18 protein-coding genes are annotated in these 15032 nt (G+C 65.0%); 9 read left to right on the top strand and 9 right to left on the bottom strand.

Annotated features, from left to right (window positions below):
* Nucleotides 1–108: 108 nt before the first annotated feature.
* The 3 genes from sufB to JX001_RS09505 are packed head-to-tail and all read right to left on the bottom strand — an operon-like array spanning nucleotide 109 to nucleotide 3190.
* Nucleotides 109–1575 carry a Fe-S cluster assembly protein SufB gene (gene sufB, locus JX001_RS09515; protein ID WP_205680879.1) on the bottom strand — a complete coding sequence of 489 codons (1467 nt, stop codon included), beginning with the start codon at nucleotides 1573–1575 and terminating at the stop codon, nucleotides 109–111.
* Entirely contained in the window at nucleotides 1575–2714 is a 1140-nt protein-coding gene (locus tag JX001_RS09510; protein WP_205680878.1) for a cysteine desulfurase family protein, read from the bottom strand. Before JX001_RS09510 ends, sufB begins: the two co-directional genes overlap by 1 nt.
* Complete coding sequence (locus tag JX001_RS09505) at nucleotides 2711–3190, bottom strand: Rrf2 family transcriptional regulator (protein ID WP_055753471.1); 480 nt, start codon at nucleotides 3188–3190, stop codon at nucleotides 2711–2713. The genes JX001_RS09510 and JX001_RS09505 overlap by 4 nt, the downstream gene beginning before the upstream one ends.
* Nucleotides 3191–3348: 158 nt before the next feature.
* On the opposite strand from JX001_RS09505, the gene JX001_RS09500 reads away from it, so the two are divergent.
* From JX001_RS09500 to JX001_RS09490, 3 genes are all read left to right on the top strand, one after another.
* Nucleotides 3349–3999 carry an alpha/beta hydrolase gene (locus JX001_RS09500; protein ID WP_017504016.1) on the top strand — a complete coding sequence of 217 codons (651 nt, stop codon included), beginning with the start codon at nucleotides 3349–3351 and terminating at the stop codon, nucleotides 3997–3999.
* A 73-nt stretch (nucleotides 4000–4072) separates the two neighbouring features.
* A complete protein-coding gene (locus JX001_RS09495; RefSeq protein WP_205680877.1) occupies nucleotides 4073–4891 on the top strand; it encodes a transporter in 819 nt (272 codons plus the stop codon).
* An 89-nt stretch (nucleotides 4892–4980) separates the two neighbouring features.
* A complete protein-coding gene (locus JX001_RS09490; RefSeq protein WP_205680876.1) occupies nucleotides 4981–5205 on the top strand; it encodes a hypothetical protein in 225 nt (74 codons plus the stop codon).
* Nucleotide 5206: 1 nt separating this feature from the next.
* Here JX001_RS09490 and ahpF read toward each other — a convergent pair whose 3' ends face one another.
* The 5 genes from ahpF to JX001_RS09465 all read right to left on the bottom strand — a co-directional run bounded on the left by ahpF (nucleotide 5207) and on the right by JX001_RS09465 (nucleotide 10060).
* Nucleotides 5207–6796 carry an alkyl hydroperoxide reductase subunit F gene (gene ahpF / locus JX001_RS09485; RefSeq protein ID WP_205680875.1) on the bottom strand — a complete coding sequence of 530 codons (1590 nt, stop codon included), beginning with the start codon at nucleotides 6794–6796 and terminating at the stop codon, nucleotides 5207–5209.
* A 142-nt stretch (nucleotides 6797–6938) separates the two neighbouring features.
* On the bottom strand, nucleotides 6939–7502 hold the full coding sequence (ahpC, locus tag JX001_RS09480) for an alkyl hydroperoxide reductase subunit C (RefSeq protein ID WP_017504020.1): 564 nt from the start codon (nucleotides 7500–7502) through the stop codon (nucleotides 6939–6941).
* A 106-nt stretch (nucleotides 7503–7608) separates the two neighbouring features.
* The gene (locus JX001_RS09475; RefSeq protein WP_241004601.1) at nucleotides 7609–8292 is read right to left on the bottom strand and encodes a DUF6624 domain-containing protein; all 684 of its coding nucleotides are present in this window, start codon (nucleotides 8290–8292) and stop codon (nucleotides 7609–7611) included.
* Nucleotides 8293–8354: 62 nt separating this feature from the next.
* A complete protein-coding gene (locus JX001_RS09470; RefSeq protein WP_205680874.1) occupies nucleotides 8355–9557 on the bottom strand; it encodes an exo-beta-N-acetylmuramidase NamZ family protein in 1203 nt (400 codons plus the stop codon).
* Nucleotides 9554–10060: a DOMON-like domain-containing protein gene (locus tag JX001_RS09465; protein WP_205680873.1), complete on the bottom strand. Its 507-nt coding sequence runs from the start codon at nucleotides 10058–10060 to the stop codon at nucleotides 9554–9556. Before JX001_RS09465 ends, JX001_RS09470 begins: the two co-directional genes overlap by 4 nt.
* A gap of 71 nt (nucleotides 10061–10131) precedes the next feature.
* Between JX001_RS09465 and JX001_RS09460 the strand changes: the two genes are divergently transcribed.
* The 6 genes from JX001_RS09460 to JX001_RS09435 all read left to right on the top strand — a co-directional run bounded on the left by JX001_RS09460 (nucleotide 10132) and on the right by JX001_RS09435 (nucleotide 13747).
* Entirely contained in the window at nucleotides 10132–10320 is a 189-nt protein-coding gene (locus JX001_RS09460; RefSeq protein ID WP_205680872.1) for a hypothetical protein, read from the top strand.
* 108 nt (nucleotides 10321–10428) lie between these two features.
* Nucleotides 10429–10602, top strand: a complete 174-nt coding sequence (locus tag JX001_RS09455; RefSeq protein ID WP_205680871.1) for a hypothetical protein — start codon at nucleotides 10429–10431, stop codon at nucleotides 10600–10602.
* Between the two features lie 333 nt (nucleotides 10603–10935).
* Nucleotides 10936–12189, top strand: a complete 1254-nt coding sequence (tyrS, locus tag JX001_RS09450; RefSeq protein ID WP_205680870.1) for a tyrosine--tRNA ligase — start codon at nucleotides 10936–10938, stop codon at nucleotides 12187–12189.
* A 72-nt stretch (nucleotides 12190–12261) separates the two neighbouring features.
* Nucleotides 12262–12627: a GIY-YIG nuclease family protein gene (locus JX001_RS09445; protein ID WP_205680869.1), complete on the top strand. Its 366-nt coding sequence runs from the start codon at nucleotides 12262–12264 to the stop codon at nucleotides 12625–12627.
* Nucleotides 12617–13078 carry a peroxiredoxin gene (locus JX001_RS09440; RefSeq protein ID WP_205680868.1) on the top strand — a complete coding sequence of 154 codons (462 nt, stop codon included), beginning with the start codon at nucleotides 12617–12619 and terminating at the stop codon, nucleotides 13076–13078. Before JX001_RS09445 ends, JX001_RS09440 begins: the two co-directional genes overlap by 11 nt.
* A gap of 114 nt (nucleotides 13079–13192) precedes the next feature.
* The gene (locus JX001_RS09435) at nucleotides 13193–13747 is read left to right on the top strand and encodes a bactofilin family protein (RefSeq protein WP_205680867.1); all 555 of its coding nucleotides are present in this window, start codon (nucleotides 13193–13195) and stop codon (nucleotides 13745–13747) included.
* A 153-nt stretch (nucleotides 13748–13900) separates the two neighbouring features.
* Here the strand turns inward: JX001_RS09435 and prfB are convergent.
* A protein-coding gene (prfB, locus tag JX001_RS09430; RefSeq protein ID WP_099052186.1) for a peptide chain release factor 2 occupies nucleotides 13901–15023 on the bottom strand; the annotation gives its coding sequence in 2 pieces (ribosomal slippage) (nucleotides 13901–14953 and nucleotides 14955–15023; 1122 coding nt in all).
* Nucleotides 15024–15032: the final 9 nt, after the last annotated feature.

The raw sequence follows: 15032 nt of genomic DNA, 5'->3' as shown, positions 1-15032 counted from the left end.
CGAAACCATAACCTTTGACATAACGAACCAAGTCGCTTGTGTAGTATGCAGGCCTATTTAACTCAGCCGTAAAAATCTTCCAAAAGCGAGCGGCTACGGGTTTAGTCTTCACCCCACACTCCCTTCCAACGAGATCGCCACCAGCTTCTGCGCCTCGACGGCGAACTCCATCGGCAGTTTCTGCATCACGTCGCGGACGAAGCCGTTGACCAGCAGGGCCACCGCCTCTTCCTGCGACAGCCCGCGCTGCTGGGCGTAGAATAGCTGATCGTCCGACAGGCGCGTCGTCGTCGCCTCGTGCTCCAGCTGGGCCGAGCCGTTGCGGGCCTCGATATAGGGGATGGTGTGCGAGCCGCACTCCTTACCGATCAGCAGGCTGTCGCACTGGGTGAAGTTGCGCACGCCCGTCGCCTTCGGATGCACCGAGACCAGGCCTCGATAGGTCGAGTCCGACTTGCCCGCCGACACCGCCTTGGCGATAATCCGCGACTTCGAATTCTTGCCCAGGTGGATCATCTTGGTGCCGGTGTCGGCCTGCTGATGTCCGTTGGTGATGGCGATGGAATAGAACTCGCCGGACGACTCCTCACCCTTCAGGATGCAGGACGGATATTTCCAGGTCACAGCCGAGCCGGTCTCGACCTGGGTCCACGACACCTTGGACCGATCGCCCCGGCAGTCGGCGCGCTTGGTCACGAAGTTGTAGATGCCGCCCTTGCCCTCGGCGTCGCCCGGATACCAGTTCTGGACCGTCGAATATTTCACCTCGGCGTCGTCCAGCGCCACGATCTCGACCACAGCCGCATGCAGTTGGTTCTCGTCGCGCATCGGCGCGGTGCAGCCCTCAAGGTAGGAGACGTAAGCCCCCTTGTCGGCGATGATCAGGGTCCGCTCGAACTGGCCCGTCTGTGACGCATTGATGCGGAAATAGGTCGACAGCTCCATCGGGCATTTGACGCCCGGCGGGATGTAGACAAACGAGCCGTCCGAAAAGACCGCGCTGTTCAACGCCGCGAAATAGTTGTCCGAGACCGGCACCACCGACCCCAGATATTGCCGCACCAGATCAGGATATTCGCGCAAGGCCTCTGAAATCGGCATGAAAATCACGCCGACCTTGGCCAACTCCTCCTTGAAGGTCGTCACCACCGACACGCTGTCGAACACGGCGTCCACGGCGACCTTGGGCGCGCCCTGCACCCCGGCCAGCACCTCCTGCTCCTTCAGCGGGATGCCCAGCTTCTTGTAGATTTCCAGGATCTCGGGATCGACCTCGTCCAGCGACTTGGGCCCCTCCTTCGCCTTGGGCGCCGCATAGTAGAACAGGTCCTGATAATCGACGGGCTCGTAACGAACCGCCGCCCAGGTCGGCTCCTCCATCGCCAGCCAGCGCTCATAGGCGGCCAGACGCCATTCCAGCATCCATTCCGGTTCGCCCTTCTTTTCGGAAATGAATCGCACGATCTCGGCGCTCAATCCCTTGGGCGCATATTCCGTCTCGATGTCGGACGTGAAGCCGTGCTCGTACTTCTCCAGCGCGGCGACGGCGTCGATGGTTTCCTTGACGGCGGCCATCAGGCGACCTCTCTCACGCGCTCGGCGGCGCGCGTCTTGTGCTTGTTGTAGGCGGCGACCCAGGCGTCGGCGAACCTTGCCCAGTCGCTCTCGACCGTGCCCCAGCCGCCAGAGACGCGCACGCCTCCGGTCGCCAGCGCATTCAGGCCCATGGCGCTGATGGTCTTGGACGGCTTCACCTTGCCCGACGAGCAGGCCGAGCCGGCGGACACCATGACGCCCGTCAGGTCCAGGGTGATCAGCTGCTGCGGACTGTCCCAGCCCTCGACGGCCATGAACAGGGTGTTGGGCAGCCGCGCCACGCCGCCGCCGATGATGGTCGCGCCCGCGGCCTTGACCTTCGCCTCGGCCGCATCGCGCCAGGCGACGTGCGAGGCCATCGTCTCCAGGTCCCGCGCGGCGCAATCGGCCGCGACGCCGAACCCGGCGATGCCCGGCACGTTTTCGGTTCCGGCGCGCAGGCCCCGCTCCTGCCCCGCGCCGTGCAGGATCCGCACGCCCGACAAGCCTTCCTTGAAGATCAGGGCGCCCACGCCCTGCGCCCCGCCCAGCTTGTGCGCAGACAAAGTCAGGGTGTCCGCGTCCAGCGCGCGCATATCGACCGCGATCTTGCCCGCCGACTGGATGGCGTCGACATGCAGCCAGCCGCCCGCCGCCCGCACCAGGGCCGCCGCCTCGGCGATCAGCTGGATGACGCCGCTTTCATTGTTCGCATGATGGATGGCGACCACGGCCCGGCCCGGACGGCTCAGCGCCTGCGCCAGCCAGTCCAGATCGACCACCCCGTTCGCATCGACCGGCAGCACCTCTACGGCTACGCCCGCATTCGCGGCCGCTTCGGCCACGCAAGGATGCTCGGTCGCCGACACGATCAACCGTTCGCACCCGGCCGCCAGGGCGCTGGCGATGCCCTGGGCATTGGCTTCGGTGCCGCCCGAATTGAACACCACCGCCGTCGGATCGGCCCCGACCAGGTCCGCGACCTGCGCCCGCGCGGTCTCGACCCGTGCCCGCGCCCGCCGGCCAGCCGCATGGACCGCCGACGGATTGCCGTTGTCGGCCAGGGCCCTGGCCATGATCTCCAGCACCTCCGGCCGCACCAGGCCCGAGGCGTTATAGTCCAGATAGACGCCGGTCATGCCGCGACCCCGACGGCAGAAGGCTCGACATTGCGCCGACGCTGTCCCGTGCGGTTCATCACCACATCCTCCAGCGAAACGCCCGCCAGATAGCGATGAATTTCGTCGCCCAGGTCTTCCCAGAGATTGTGGGTAATGCAGCGTTCGCCGGCCAGCATGCAGCCCTTGGGCGAGCCATGCGCCACGCACCGCGTCGCCCGGATCGGCTCATCCACCGCCAGCACGATCTCGGCGACCACCGTCTCGTGCGCCGCCTTGGCCAGCCGGTATCCGCCGCCCGGTCCGCGCACGCTCTTGACCAGCTCGCTCTTCCTCAGTCGGGCGAACAGTTGCTCCAGATAGCTCAGCGAAATCTCCTGGCGCGCGGCGATCTCGGCCAGTGAAACCGCCCGGATTTCACCGCTCTCGCCGCGTCCGTTCTTCGCCAGATCGGCCATCGCCATCACGGCGTATCGTCCTTTGGTCGACAGACGCATTTCGCACCTTCAAAAATTGCGCGCTTTTCGGGGCTCCTGTGCTAGAACCCGCGCCTTCGCAAAGGCGGCGCGCTTGCGGAGGGACTTAGAAAGTCCCACCTCCGCGGTCAAGTATTACGCACTCGCGAAATGACAGTTGAACGGATTCCAGAGCCCCTATGCCTGAAGTCATCCTGCCCGGCGCCTCCGGTCGCATCGAAGGCCGCTATTCCCCGGGCAAGCGCCCGAACGCCCCGATCGCGCTGATCCTGCATCCGCACCCCAAGGCGGGCGGACATATGAACAACCCGGTCGCGGTCACCCTGCACCAGCTGTTCCAGCAGCGCGGCTTCGCCACCCTGCGCTACAACTCGCGCGGCGTCGGCAAGTCGCAGGGCGAGTTCGATTCGGGCATCGGCGAGCTGGCCGACGCGGCCACCGCCCTCGATTGGCTCCAGGCCAACAACCCTGGCGCCAGCCAGACCTGGGTCGCCGGCTATCAGTTCGGCGCCTACATCGGCATGCAGCTTCTGATGCGTCGCCCCGAAACGGACGGCTTCATCTCGGTCTCGCCGCCGTCGAACATGTATGACTTCAGCTTCCTGGCGCCCTGCCCGGCGTCCGGCCTGTTCCTGCACGGCACGGCCGACACCATCGTCCCGCCGGTCGAGGTCGAGCGTGTGGTCAACAAGCTGCGCACCCAAAAGGGCATCATCATCGACTACGAACTGGAAGAGGGCGCCAGTCACTTCTGGCAGGACCACATGAGCGCGGTCGAAACCCGCGTCGGCGCCTATCTGGACAAGCGTCTGGAAGAAAAGCCGGCCTAGTATCCGGCTTGGCATCACGGCTGATTAAGGCGCGGGCGGCATGATCGGGCGAGACATCGCTGCGAGATCCGCCATGCGTCCGCCCCTTCTGATCGCCCTGATCGCCTCTCTGGCCTTGCCCACGGCCGTTGCGGCTCAGTCGACTCCCGCATCAGAGCGCGATTTCTGCGCCGATCGCCCCGGCAAGGGCACCCCGACCTGCATCCTCGACAGAGGCCGCTGGCAGGTCGAACTCGGCCTGTTCGACGGCGCGCGTCAGACGGACGGCACGACACGGACCGACACCTGGGACGCCGGCGACCTGTTCGTGCGCTATGGCCTGACCGGCCTGACTGAGCTTCAACTCGGACTCACGACCTGGAACCACGAACGGATTCTCGACCGCGCGACCGGCGATCGTGATGTGGCTGACGGCGTCGGCGATCTCAGTCTCGGCCTGCGGCACTCGCTGAAGAACCCTGACGGCTCGGGCCTGTCTGTGGCGATTTCCGGCTTCATCACCGCCCCCACCGGTGCGCGCGATATTCGCGCCGACGGGTTCGAGGGCGGGATCATCCTGCCGGTCTCCATCCCGCTGAACAACGACTGGAGCCTGAGCCTGTCGCCCGAGATCGACTGGGTCTCGGATGCGGACGGCGACGGCCGCCATGGCGCCTATACGATGGTCGCCGGCGTCGGACGCGGTTTCGGCCAATGGGACCTGGGCGCCGAGGTCTGGATCAGCCGCGACGATGATCCCGTCGCGCCGACCACGCCGTCCACCTTCGACCTGACCGCCGTCTGGTCGCCCCCGTCCCTGCCCGACGCCCAGTTGGACTTCGGCCTCAACCTCGGCCTGAACGACGACAGCCCGGACGTGGAGTTCGGCGTCGGTCTCGCACGGCGCTTCTAGGCGAGATGACGCGACGAAAAAGCAAGGCCAAGCCGGCGGAAGCGCCCCCCCCCCCGACAGTCTGGGCGTGGTTGCGGCCCAGGATCACCTTGGTCAACTATCTGCTGCTGTCGTTACCGATGTGGGCGCTCGCGCTGGTCGTGGGCAAGCTTACTCACTCATCCCTGCCCTACAATGTCTGGGCTGTGCTGTGGGCGGCGCCGATGGGCCTGTATCTCGCCGCCCGCTGGATCTACTTCCTCGTCACCCTGATCTGGGCGATTCTGATCGAGATCGTGAAGGCCGTGCGAAAGCGGATCGCACGGCCCGATTAGATCACGCCGGTTCGGCCACCGCCTCTTTCGCCGGTTCGGTACGGATCATGTAGTCGAATGCCGACAGCCCCGCCTTGGACCCCTCGCCCATGGCGATGACGATCTGCTTGTAGGGCACGGTCGTCGCGTCGCCCGCCGCAAAGATGCCCGGCTGCGAGGTCTCGCCGCGGTGATCCACCTCGATCTCACCGCGCGGGGTAAGGCCCACCGCGCCGTGCAGCCATTCGGTGTTCGGGACCAGACCGATCTGCACGAAGATGCCTTCCAGATCGACGTCGTGATGGGCGTCGGAGTTGCGGTCCTTGTAGGACAGGCCCGTCACCTTCTCGCCGTCGCCGTGCACCTGGGTCGTCAGGGCCGAGGTCACGATCCGCACGTTCGGCAGGGTCACCAGCTTGCGCTGCAGCACCGCATCGGCCCGCAACTCGCTATCGTACTCGATCAGGGTCACATGCGCCACGATGCCCGCCAGGTCGATCGCCGCCTCGACGCCCGAGTTGCCGCCGCCGATCACCGCCACCCGCTTGCCCTTGAACAGCGGCCCGTCGCAGTGCGGGCAATAGGCCACGCCCTTGTTCTTGTACTGGTCCTCGCCCGGCACGTTCATCTGGCGCCAGCGGGCGCCGGTCGACAGGATGACTGTGCGCGATTTCAGCGATGCGCCGTTCTCCAGCACCACCTCGTGCAGGCCGCCCGGAACCTTGGCCGGGATCAGCTTGGCCGCCTTCTGCAGATTCATCAGGTCCACTTCATACTCGCGGACGTGCTGCTCCAGATGGGCCGCCAGCTTGGGTCCTTCGGTGTAGGGGACCGAGACGAAGTTCTCGATCGCCATCGTGTCCAGCACCTGTCCGCCGAAGCGCTCGGCGACGACGCCCGTGCGAATGCCCTTGCGCGCCGTATAGATGGCGGCCGCCGCCCCGGCCGGCCCGCCGCCGACCACCAGAACCTCGAACGGATCCTTGGACTTCAGCCGCTCGGCCGCGCGGGCTTCGGCGCCGGAATCCAGCTTGGCGACGATCTGCTCCAGCTCCATCCGGCCCTGACCGAACAGTTCGCCGTTCAGGAAGACCGTCGGCACGGCCATGATCTTGCGTTCCTCGACCTCGTCCTTGAACAGGCCGCCCTCGATGGCGACGTGTTTGATGCGCGGATTGATCACGCTCATCAGGTTCAGCGCCTGCACCACGTCCGGGCAATTCTGACACGACAGCGAGAAATAGGTCTCGAACACATAGTCGCCGTCCAGGCCCCTGACCTGCTGGATCACCTCCTGCGCCGCCTTGGACGGATGGCCGCCAACGTGCAGCAGCGCCAGCACCAGCGAGGTGAACTCGTGGCCCAGCGGAATGCCCGCAAACCGCACGCCGATGTCCGTGCCCTTGCGACGGATCAGGAAGCTGGGCTGGCGCTCGTCGTCATAGTCGCGGCCCATCTCGACCTTGCCGTGCGAGACCGAGACGATCTCCTCCAGCAGGGTCTTCAACTCGATCGACTTGGGCCCCGCGCCCAGCGAGGCGACCAGTTCGACGGGATGGACGATGTTCTTGAGGTAGGCTTCGAGCTGGGATTTCAGATTGGCGTCTAGCATCGGATGCTCCTCGAATTTCAGGGTGACGCGCCGCCTTCGAGCCGATCCCGGCGAGGCCTGCGCGACAAGGTGCGCCTCCCGCATTTGGGAGGCGGCCGGGTGGGTCCGACCCGAAGGCCGGACCCGATAGGCGTGGTCAGTCTTAGATCTTGCCGACGAGGTCGAGCGACGGGGCCAGGGTGGCTTCGCCTTCTTCCCACTTGGCCGGGCAGACTTCACCCGGGTGCGAACGCACATACTGGGCGGCCTTGACCTTGCGCAGCAGTTCGGCGGCGTTGCGGCCGATGCCTTCCGACGTCGTCTCGGTGAACTGGATCACGCCGTCCGGATCGACCAGGAAGGTCGCGCGGTCGGCCAGGCCCACGCCCGGACGCATGGCGTCGAAGTTGTTGGTCACCAAGCCCGACGGATCGCCCAGCATCGTGTATTCGATCTTGCCGATCGCCGGCGACGAGTCGTGCCAGGCCTTGTGCGAGAAGTGGGTGTCGGTCGACACCGAATAGATCTCGACGCCCAGCTTCTGGAACTCGGCGTAGTGGTCGGCCAGGTCTTCCAGTTCGGTCGGGCACACGAAGGTGAAGTCGGCCGGATAGAAGAAGAAGATCGCCCACTTGCCCGCGACGTCGGCGTCCGTGACCGTCAGGAATTTGCCGCCCTTATAGGCTTCGGCCGTAAAGGGTTTGATGGTCGTGTTGATGAGGGCCATGCGCAAATCCAATGCAAGGTGGTTGGGAGGCCCCCTCCCTACCGCACCGCACCAAATAAGCCCAATCACTTATTTGCAGATGCGCAATAGATTTTGGTTATGCCTCCTATTGTTGGGTGCAAGGCGGATAGTCCCTGAAGCGCGCCTCATATTCCGCCAGCGTCCATGGAAACTTCATCTCACGGCGCCATTGCTCGACGCGCTCAGGATCCTCCAGCGTGTCGACCACCCAGCGCCCCTCCTTGCAGGTCATCTGCGTGCCGTAACGCTGCGGGCGGCCTTCGTTGATCGCCAGCCGGTCGTACATCAGGCCGTAGCGCTGACCATCGACCTCGCCCTGCGCAACCAGCGGCTCCAGCACAGGAACGAACCGTCGCCAGTTTTCCAGATCGGAATGCTGAATGATCAGGAAGGCGGCGCCGGCTGCACGCTCGCCATAGACTGACTTTTTGAACCATCCTTCCGCCGGAACCATGGTCAAAAGCTCGTCCAGCAAGACCTCGTCCACCGCATTGATGTCCGCCCACGCCAAGGTCTCAGCGGATTGTCGCTCGTCGGCTGGCAGGAAGCTGAAATCCAGCACCATAACCGCGCGCCTGCCGACCTGGTCCAGCGCGCCCATGCGTTCGAGCCGCTCGCGGTCAGAGGTCGTCGGCGGTAGGGCGGCCTGACGCGCCTTTTCGGCTGCGATCGCCTCGGCCACCGGCGCAACCAAGGCTCTGACTTCGGCGCTCGGTTCGAACGGCGCCTGAGACGTCAGCAGCGCAACAGCAAAAATCAATCCAATCAAAGCACCCCTCCGCAATCAGACCGAGAGATGATCGCGCCTTGATGGCGAACTTTAGGCGAAGGTCAGTAGAGCAGGAACGGCCTTCGCACCTCTTCCCACGCCGCTTCGTCAGGCTGCGTCGCCGCATCCAGATCGCCTGGCCTCGCCGCCGCGTCGTCCACCCATTCCCGCAGCCCCGGTCCGCCGTTGATCACGTCGATGGGCAGCTTCCCGAACGCATACTCATACGGGAAATCCCGCCACAGGTCGTAGTCGGGATACAGCCGTCGGATCGCCTTGAACCCCAGGGCCTGCACCCGCCACGGCTTGAAAGCGGCGTGATCGTAGCCGGGGTGATCGACATGAATCTGCACCCCGCTGCACAGCTTTCCGACGTGCTTGTGGAAGGTCGGCTCGAACCACATGTCGCGCAAGATGCAGCCGCCAAGCCATTCCGGGGCCAAGGCCTGCATTTCCACGATCACCGCCCGGGCATCGATGTCCGGCGCCCCGAACAGCTCCAGCGGTCGGGTGGTTCCTCGCCCTTCCGATAGGGTCGCCCCTTCCAACATCACCGTGCCCGCATAGGCGCGCGCCATCGACAGGTTCGGCGCATTCGGGCTGGGGTTGACCCACGACCGGTCCAGCAGCGGCCAGCCGAAGCCGGGCGCCGCCTCGGGCGCCCAGCCCTGCATCTCCACCACCCGGTAATCCACATCCAGCTTGAACTGGTCGATGAACCACAGGCCCAGTTCGCCCATCGTCATGCCGTGCCGCATTGGCATCGGCCCGGCCCCGACGAAGCTTTCCCAGCCGGGCTTCAGCGTCATCCCCTCGACCGGGCGCCCCGCCGGATTGGGCCGGTCCAGCACCCAGACCGACTTGCCGTGTTTTGCCGCCGCCTCCAGCACGTACAGAAGCGTCGTCACATAGGTGTAGATGCGGCAGCCCAGGTCCTGCAGATCGACCAGCAGCACGTCGAACTCGGCCATCCATTCGTCACGCGGGCGCCGCACCTCGCCGTACAGGCTGAAGACGGGGAAGCCGTGCACCGGATCGCGATAATCCGGGCTCTCCATCATATTGTCCTGCAGATCGCCTTTCATCCCGTGCTGCGGGCCAAAGGCGGCGGTCAGCCTGATTTCGGGACAGGCGGCCAGCGCGTCCACCGCATGGGTCAGATCCTTTGTCACCGACGCCGGATGCGCCAGCAAGGCCACGCGCCGCCCCTTCAGCTGCGCCCTCAGGGCGTCGTCGGACAAAAGGCGGTCGAGGCCGAAGTTCATGTCAGGTCCAGCGCGAACGAGTCGGGATGATGAAAGTCCGGCTTATCCGAAGGATGCACCATCGCCCAATAGCCGATCGCCCCGTCCACGCCCCGGATCACCGCCGCCAACCCCGCCGCCCCGGCCGCATCTTCCGGCAAGGTCACGTCTGCCGTCAGCACGAATTGTCCGGGCGCCGACCGCGTCACGATGAAGGGCGCAGGCATCTCCAGCTCCCGCATCCCCTCGCGATAGCCGTCGAACCGATAGGCCGCCCACGCCCCCGACGGCGACAGATTGTATTCGACATAGCCGCCCGCCGTCCGCACGAAGGCCTCGAAACAGGTCGCCCGCCACAGCCCGTCCGTCCGCACCCGCGCCGTCGCCTCCGGCCGCCACACCCCCTCCACTGGTCCGGCCAGCACATACTCCAGGCTCAGCACCCGCCCGGCTCGCCGCGCCTCGACCTCCAGCGTCAGTCCCGCAGAGTTGGATGTCGGGTGCGGGATCAGGGGCAGACGCATAGGGCCTTCGTATCGCAGGCCGGTCAACTCGTCGATTGCATCGACCGAGGCCGCGCATCTACAATCTGGAGATGAAGTTCCTCGTCCTTTTTGCGCTGACATTCGTCTACATCTTCGCGCTGTTGCTCTTGACCGAGGCAGCGCCCCCGCCTTTGCCGCACATGCTGACGTTGGCGCTTTCCGGCGCCATCGGGGCGTCTTTGGCGAACGCTACCTGGTGGCTGGTCGAGCGAAAGCTGCTTCGCAAGCCCACGCACTAGATCAAGAGCCGGCTTCCGACTTCCTCTCCAACGCCTCATCAACCCTTGCGGGCGTCGGACCCCGTGAAAACATCGCATTATGCCAAAGCGCTCCCCCACGGTCCGCAGATGACCTTCCCTGAAAAGCGTCAGATGCTGAAGGATCGCTTCCACCTCCTGATTGGACCGCTCGTTCTCGTTTTGGCCGTCAGCGGTTCTTCTTCCGAACCGTCCTCTGTGTTTCTGGCGTGGACAGTGGGCATCGCTCTGGTCGCGCTAGTCCTCAACCGGCTGGTTCCTTGAAGGTGAAATCGCCGAAGTAGCGGTCGCCAGCCATCGCATTTTCTCGGGATGTCGACTGGCTTTACAACTCCCTAGCGCCAAACAGCGCCCTTCCACTGATCGCGCCTCGAAACGGCGCTAAGATGGGCGCGCCATGCCCAAAGCCGCTCCGCCTGAAATTGCACCCTCTTGCATTTTGCATGTGTTTTCGCGTTGCAGTGCAATTTCGCGCCGACCGAGATTAGACGAATTAGACACTTTAGACGGTGTTTTTTATCCGCGCCGTCTGAACAGCCGACGCCGCCTCGACTAGGGGAAGACGACCCTCATCATCCCTGCTAACCCAGCCTCACCATGACCGAACACGCCTTCAAATCCGATTTCCTGCGCACGCTTCAGGCGCGCGGCTACATCCATCAGATCACCCACCCCGTCGAATTGGACGAGGCGGCCGCTGCGGGCGTGGTGCCGGGCTATATCGGCTTCGACGCCACTGCGCCGTCACTGCACGTCGGCAGCCTGATCCAGATCATGATGTTGCGCCGGCTTCAGCAAGCGGGCGGCAAGCCCATCGTCCTGATGGGTGGCGGCACGACCAAGGTCGGCGACCCCACCGGCAAGGATACGTCGCGTCCGCAACTGACCGAAGAGACGATCCAGTCCAACATCGACACCATCAAGACGGTCTTCGCCAAGTTCCTGACGTTCGGCGACGGACCGACCGATGCGGTCATGGTCAACAATGACGACTGGCTGTCCGGCTACGGTTACATCCAGTTCCTGAGGGATTTCGGCACACACTTTACCGTCAACCGGATGCTGGCCTTCGACTCGGTCAAGCTGCGTCTGGAGCGTGAGCAGCCCATGACCTTCCTTGAGTTCAACTACATGCTGATGCAGTCGGTGGACTTCCTGGAGCTCAACCGCAGCCACAAGGTCACCCTGCAAATGGGCGGCTCGGACCAGTGGGGCAACATCACTTCGGGCGTGGATCTGGTGCGCCGCGTGGATCAGAAGGCCGCCTTCGGCCTGACCACGCCACTGCTGACCACGGCATCCGGCGGCAAGATGGGCAAGACCGCTCAGGGCGCCATCTGGCTGAACGCCGAACAACTCCGCCCCTACGACTACTGGCAGTTCTGGCGTAACGCCGAGGACGCCGACGTCGGCCGCTTCATGCGCCTGTTCACGGACCTGAGCCTGGAACAGATCGCGGAATACGAAGCCCTGGAAGGCGCGGCCATCAACGACGCCAAGAAGGCCCTCGCCGACGCCGCGACCACGCTCCTGCATGGCGCGGACGAGGCCGCAAAGGCGCGCGCCGCCGCCGAAAGCAACTTCGAGAAGGGCCAGTTGTCCGCCGACCTGCCGACCGTCGAACTGCCGTCGGCCGAGGTTTACGGGGCCATGATCGCCGCCGTCGTGACGAAGGCCGGCCTGACGGCCTCCAACGGCGAGGCCCGTCGCCTGGCCCAGGGCGGCGGCCTGCGCCTCAACGACGCCGCAGTGTCCGACGGCGCTCAACTGCTGACCGAAGCCGACCTCAAGGACGGCGTCATCAAACTGGCAGCCGGCAAGAAAAAGATCGTTCTGGTGAGGCCCGTCTAACCTTCTCAATCCCGCCAGATTTCCTACTTCCGCTCATCCCCGCGAAAGCGGGGACCCAGACGATGTCAAAGCATGGCGTTCTTCACCTACATCGTCGCAAGCCGCCGGAACGGAACGCTCTACACAGGCTCTACCGATGACCTGATCCAGCGTGTGGCCCAACACAAGAACAAGACGTTCGCCGGCTTTACCGCCAAGTATGACGTTGATCTGCTGGTTTGGTTCGAGGTTCACGAAACGCGTGAGGCCGCATTCCGCCGGGAAAGGCAGATCAAGAAATGGAATCGAGACTGGAAGCTTCAAATGATCGAAAAGGAAAATCCGAACTGGCTCGATCTGTATGATGACTTTCGCCTTGGCGGCCTGAAGGACGCCAAGGACTGGGTCCCCGCCTTCGCGGGGATGAGCGGAATGAGTGAGACACCCAATGATCAATGAAGGTCAGCCCGCGCCCGCCCTCGACCTGCCCACGGACGGCGGCGGCCGCGTCACCCTCGCCGCCCTGACAGGCAAGCCCGCCGTCGTCTATTTCTACCCCAAGGACGACACGACCGGCTGCACGCGCGAGGCCCAGGACTTCACCGCCCTGGCTCCCGACTTCGCCGCTCTGGGCGTGCGTGTCATCGGTGTGTCGAAGGACACGGTGAAGAAGCACGACAGGTTCAAGGCCAAATACGACCTCGCCGTCACCCTGGCCTCCGACGAGGACGGCGCCGCCTGCGAGGCCTGGGGTGTCTGGGTGCAGAAAAAGCTCTATGGCCGCGAATATATGGGCATCGAGCGGGCCACCTTCCTGATCGACGCCGAGGGCCGCGTCGCCAAGGCCTGGCGCAATGTGAAGGTCGCCGACCACGCCGCCGCCGTGCTGGAGGCCGCCAGGGCCCTGTGATCAGCGAGCGCCGTTCGGAAGCGATGCTTGACCTTGGCCCCTCCTCCACGGCCTAGTGGGCGTCGGGGCAAATAGGGGCTTGGCCGGCCTTGGCTGGCAGATGCGGAGCGCACCATGTTCACCAAGAGCAAATCCTACGACAGCGGATCGAACGGCCTGGGCATCCCCCCGGCGCCCGAACCGACCACGCCCACGCCGACGGCTGCGAGCACGCCGTCCCTGCCGGTCACAACGCCTGCGCCGCGCGCGCCTGAACCGGCCCGTCCGGCAGCCCGGTCCAGCAATCTGTCGACCCTGTCGGCCGGCGTGAAATACGAAGGCAACATCTCCGGCGCCGGCGAGCTTCAGGTCGACGGCTCGCTGAAGGGCGACGTCCGCGTCTCGCGCGTCGTGATCGGCGAAGGCGGCTCGGTCGAGGGCACGGTCCATGCCGACGTCCTTGACGTGCGCGGTCGCGTCTCGGGCGCCATCGTCGCCAAACAGGTCAAGCTGCACGCCACCGCCCGCGTCGAGGGCGACATCACGCAAGAGCAACTCGCCATCGACCAGGGCGCCTGGTTCCAGGGCCGCTGCAACCAGGCCAAGCGCGACACCCCCGGCGCCGCCATGCTGGAAGCCCCCGCGCCGAAGGCTGATAGAGCTGATAAGGCGGACAAGAGCGCCGCCTGATCAGAGCGCATTCGTCATTCCGGGGCGTCCAAAGGACGAACCCGGAACCCAGGGGATCATCTCCATCGCCCGATGCGATTGACGTCGCGACGGCGCCCCTGGCTTCCGGGTTCTTCGCTGCGCTCAGCCCCGGAATGACGATGGAACTTGGCTCTAGTCCACGCTCGATCCGCGGGTCTCGCCGACCCGCTGGGCCAGGGCCGCGCCCATGAAGGCGTCCAGGTCGCCGTCCAGCACCCCCTGGGTGTCCGAGGTCTCAACCTCGGTCCGCAGGTCCTTCACCATCTGATAGGGCTGCAGGACATAGGAGCGGATCTGGTGGCCCCACCCGATGTCGGTCTTGGCGTCGGCCAGCGCCTGAGCCGCCGCCTCCCGCTTTTGCAGTTCCAGCTCGTACAGGCGCGCGCGCAGCATCTTCCACGCCATCTCGCGGTTCTGGTGCTGCGACCGGCCGGCCTGGCAGGCCACGACGGTGTTGGTTGGGGTGTGCGTCAGGCGCACGGCCGAGTCGGTCTTGTTGATGTGCTGACCGCCCGCGCCTGAGGCGCGGTAGGTGTCGGTGCGCACGTCCGAGGGGTTGATGTCGATCTCGATCGCGTCGTCCACGACCGGCGACACCCCGATGGAGGCGAAGCTGGTGTGGCGCTTGGCCGCCGCATCATAAGGGCTGATGCGGACCAGGCGGTGCACGCCCGATTCCGATTTCAGCCAGCCATAGGCGTTGGGCCCTTCGATCAGGATGGTGGCCGATTTGACCCCCGCCTGTTCTCCCTCTTCGTGCGCTTCGATCGTGACCTCGTAGCCGTGCGCCTTGGCCCAGCGCGAATACATGCGCAGCAGCATGCCGGCCCAGTCGTTCGATTCGGTGCCGCCGGCGCCGGAATTCACTTCCAGATAGGCGTCATTGCCGTCGGCCTCGCCGGACAGCAGGGCTTCCAGCTCGGCGCGGGCGGCGCGTTCCTTGATGCCGCGCAGCGACGCGCGAGCGTCTTCCAGCGCGCCCTCGTCGCCTTCCTCGTCCGCCATCTCGGCCAGCATCACCCCGTCTTCGAGGTCCTGCTCCATCGCCTTGACGGTGTTGATCTTGCCTTCCAGCTGCGAGCGTTCGCGGCTGACGGCCTGGGCCTCGTCGGGCTTGTCCCACAGCGTCGGATCCTCGACCCGCGCATTCAGCTCATCGAGCTTTCTTAGAGCGACATCCCAGTCAAAGACGCCTCCTGAGCAGAGCGACGCTCTGCTCGATGTCGGCCTTCATGGCCTCGACATCCGGTCTCATCGCAATCTC

The sequence above is a fragment of the Brevundimonas fontaquae genome (genome assembly GCF_017086445.1).
Lineage (GTDB): Bacteria > Pseudomonadota > Alphaproteobacteria > Caulobacterales > Caulobacteraceae > Brevundimonas > Brevundimonas fontaquae.
Note: the sequence above shows the minus strand (reverse complement) of the source record. Positions and strands in the feature narration are given on the sequence as shown.

Coding starts and splice junctions, on each gene's coding strand:
- JX001_RS09510 (WP_205680878.1), bottom strand. CDS start 2,714: ATGACCGGCGTCTATCTGGACTATAACGCCTCGGGCCTGGTGCGGCCG.
- JX001_RS09440 (WP_205680868.1), top strand. CDS start 12,617: ATGATCAATGAAGGTCAGCCCGCGCCCGCCCTCGACCTGCCCACGGAC.
- ahpC (WP_017504020.1), bottom strand. CDS start 7,502: ATGGCCCTCATCAACACGACCATCAAACCCTTTACGGCCGAAGCCTAT.
- JX001_RS09470 (WP_205680874.1), bottom strand. CDS start 9,557: ATGAACTTCGGCCTCGACCGCCTTTTGTCCGACGACGCCCTGAGGGCG.
- tyrS (WP_205680870.1), top strand. CDS start 10,936: ATGACCGAACACGCCTTCAAATCCGATTTCCTGCGCACGCTTCAGGCG.
- JX001_RS09435 (WP_205680867.1), top strand. CDS start 13,193: ATGTTCACCAAGAGCAAATCCTACGACAGCGGATCGAACGGCCTGGGC.
- JX001_RS09500 (WP_017504016.1), top strand. CDS start 3,349: ATGCCTGAAGTCATCCTGCCCGGCGCCTCCGGTCGCATCGAAGGCCGC.
- sufB (WP_205680879.1), bottom strand. CDS start 1,575: ATGGCCGCCGTCAAGGAAACCATCGACGCCGTCGCCGCGCTGGAGAAG.
- JX001_RS09455 (WP_205680871.1), top strand. CDS start 10,429: ATGACCTTCCCTGAAAAGCGTCAGATGCTGAAGGATCGCTTCCACCTC.
- JX001_RS09465 (WP_205680873.1), bottom strand. CDS start 10,060: ATGCGTCTGCCCCTGATCCCGCACCCGACATCCAACTCTGCGGGACTG.
- JX001_RS09445 (WP_205680869.1), top strand. CDS start 12,262: ATGGCGTTCTTCACCTACATCGTCGCAAGCCGCCGGAACGGAACGCTC.
- JX001_RS09505 (WP_055753471.1), bottom strand. CDS start 3,190: ATGCGTCTGTCGACCAAAGGACGATACGCCGTGATGGCGATGGCCGAT.
- JX001_RS09460 (WP_205680872.1), top strand. CDS start 10,132: ATGAAGTTCCTCGTCCTTTTTGCGCTGACATTCGTCTACATCTTCGCG.
- ahpF (WP_205680875.1), bottom strand. CDS start 6,796: ATGCTAGACGCCAATCTGAAATCCCAGCTCGAAGCCTACCTCAAGAAC.
- JX001_RS09495 (WP_205680877.1), top strand. CDS start 4,073: ATGCGTCCGCCCCTTCTGATCGCCCTGATCGCCTCTCTGGCCTTGCCC.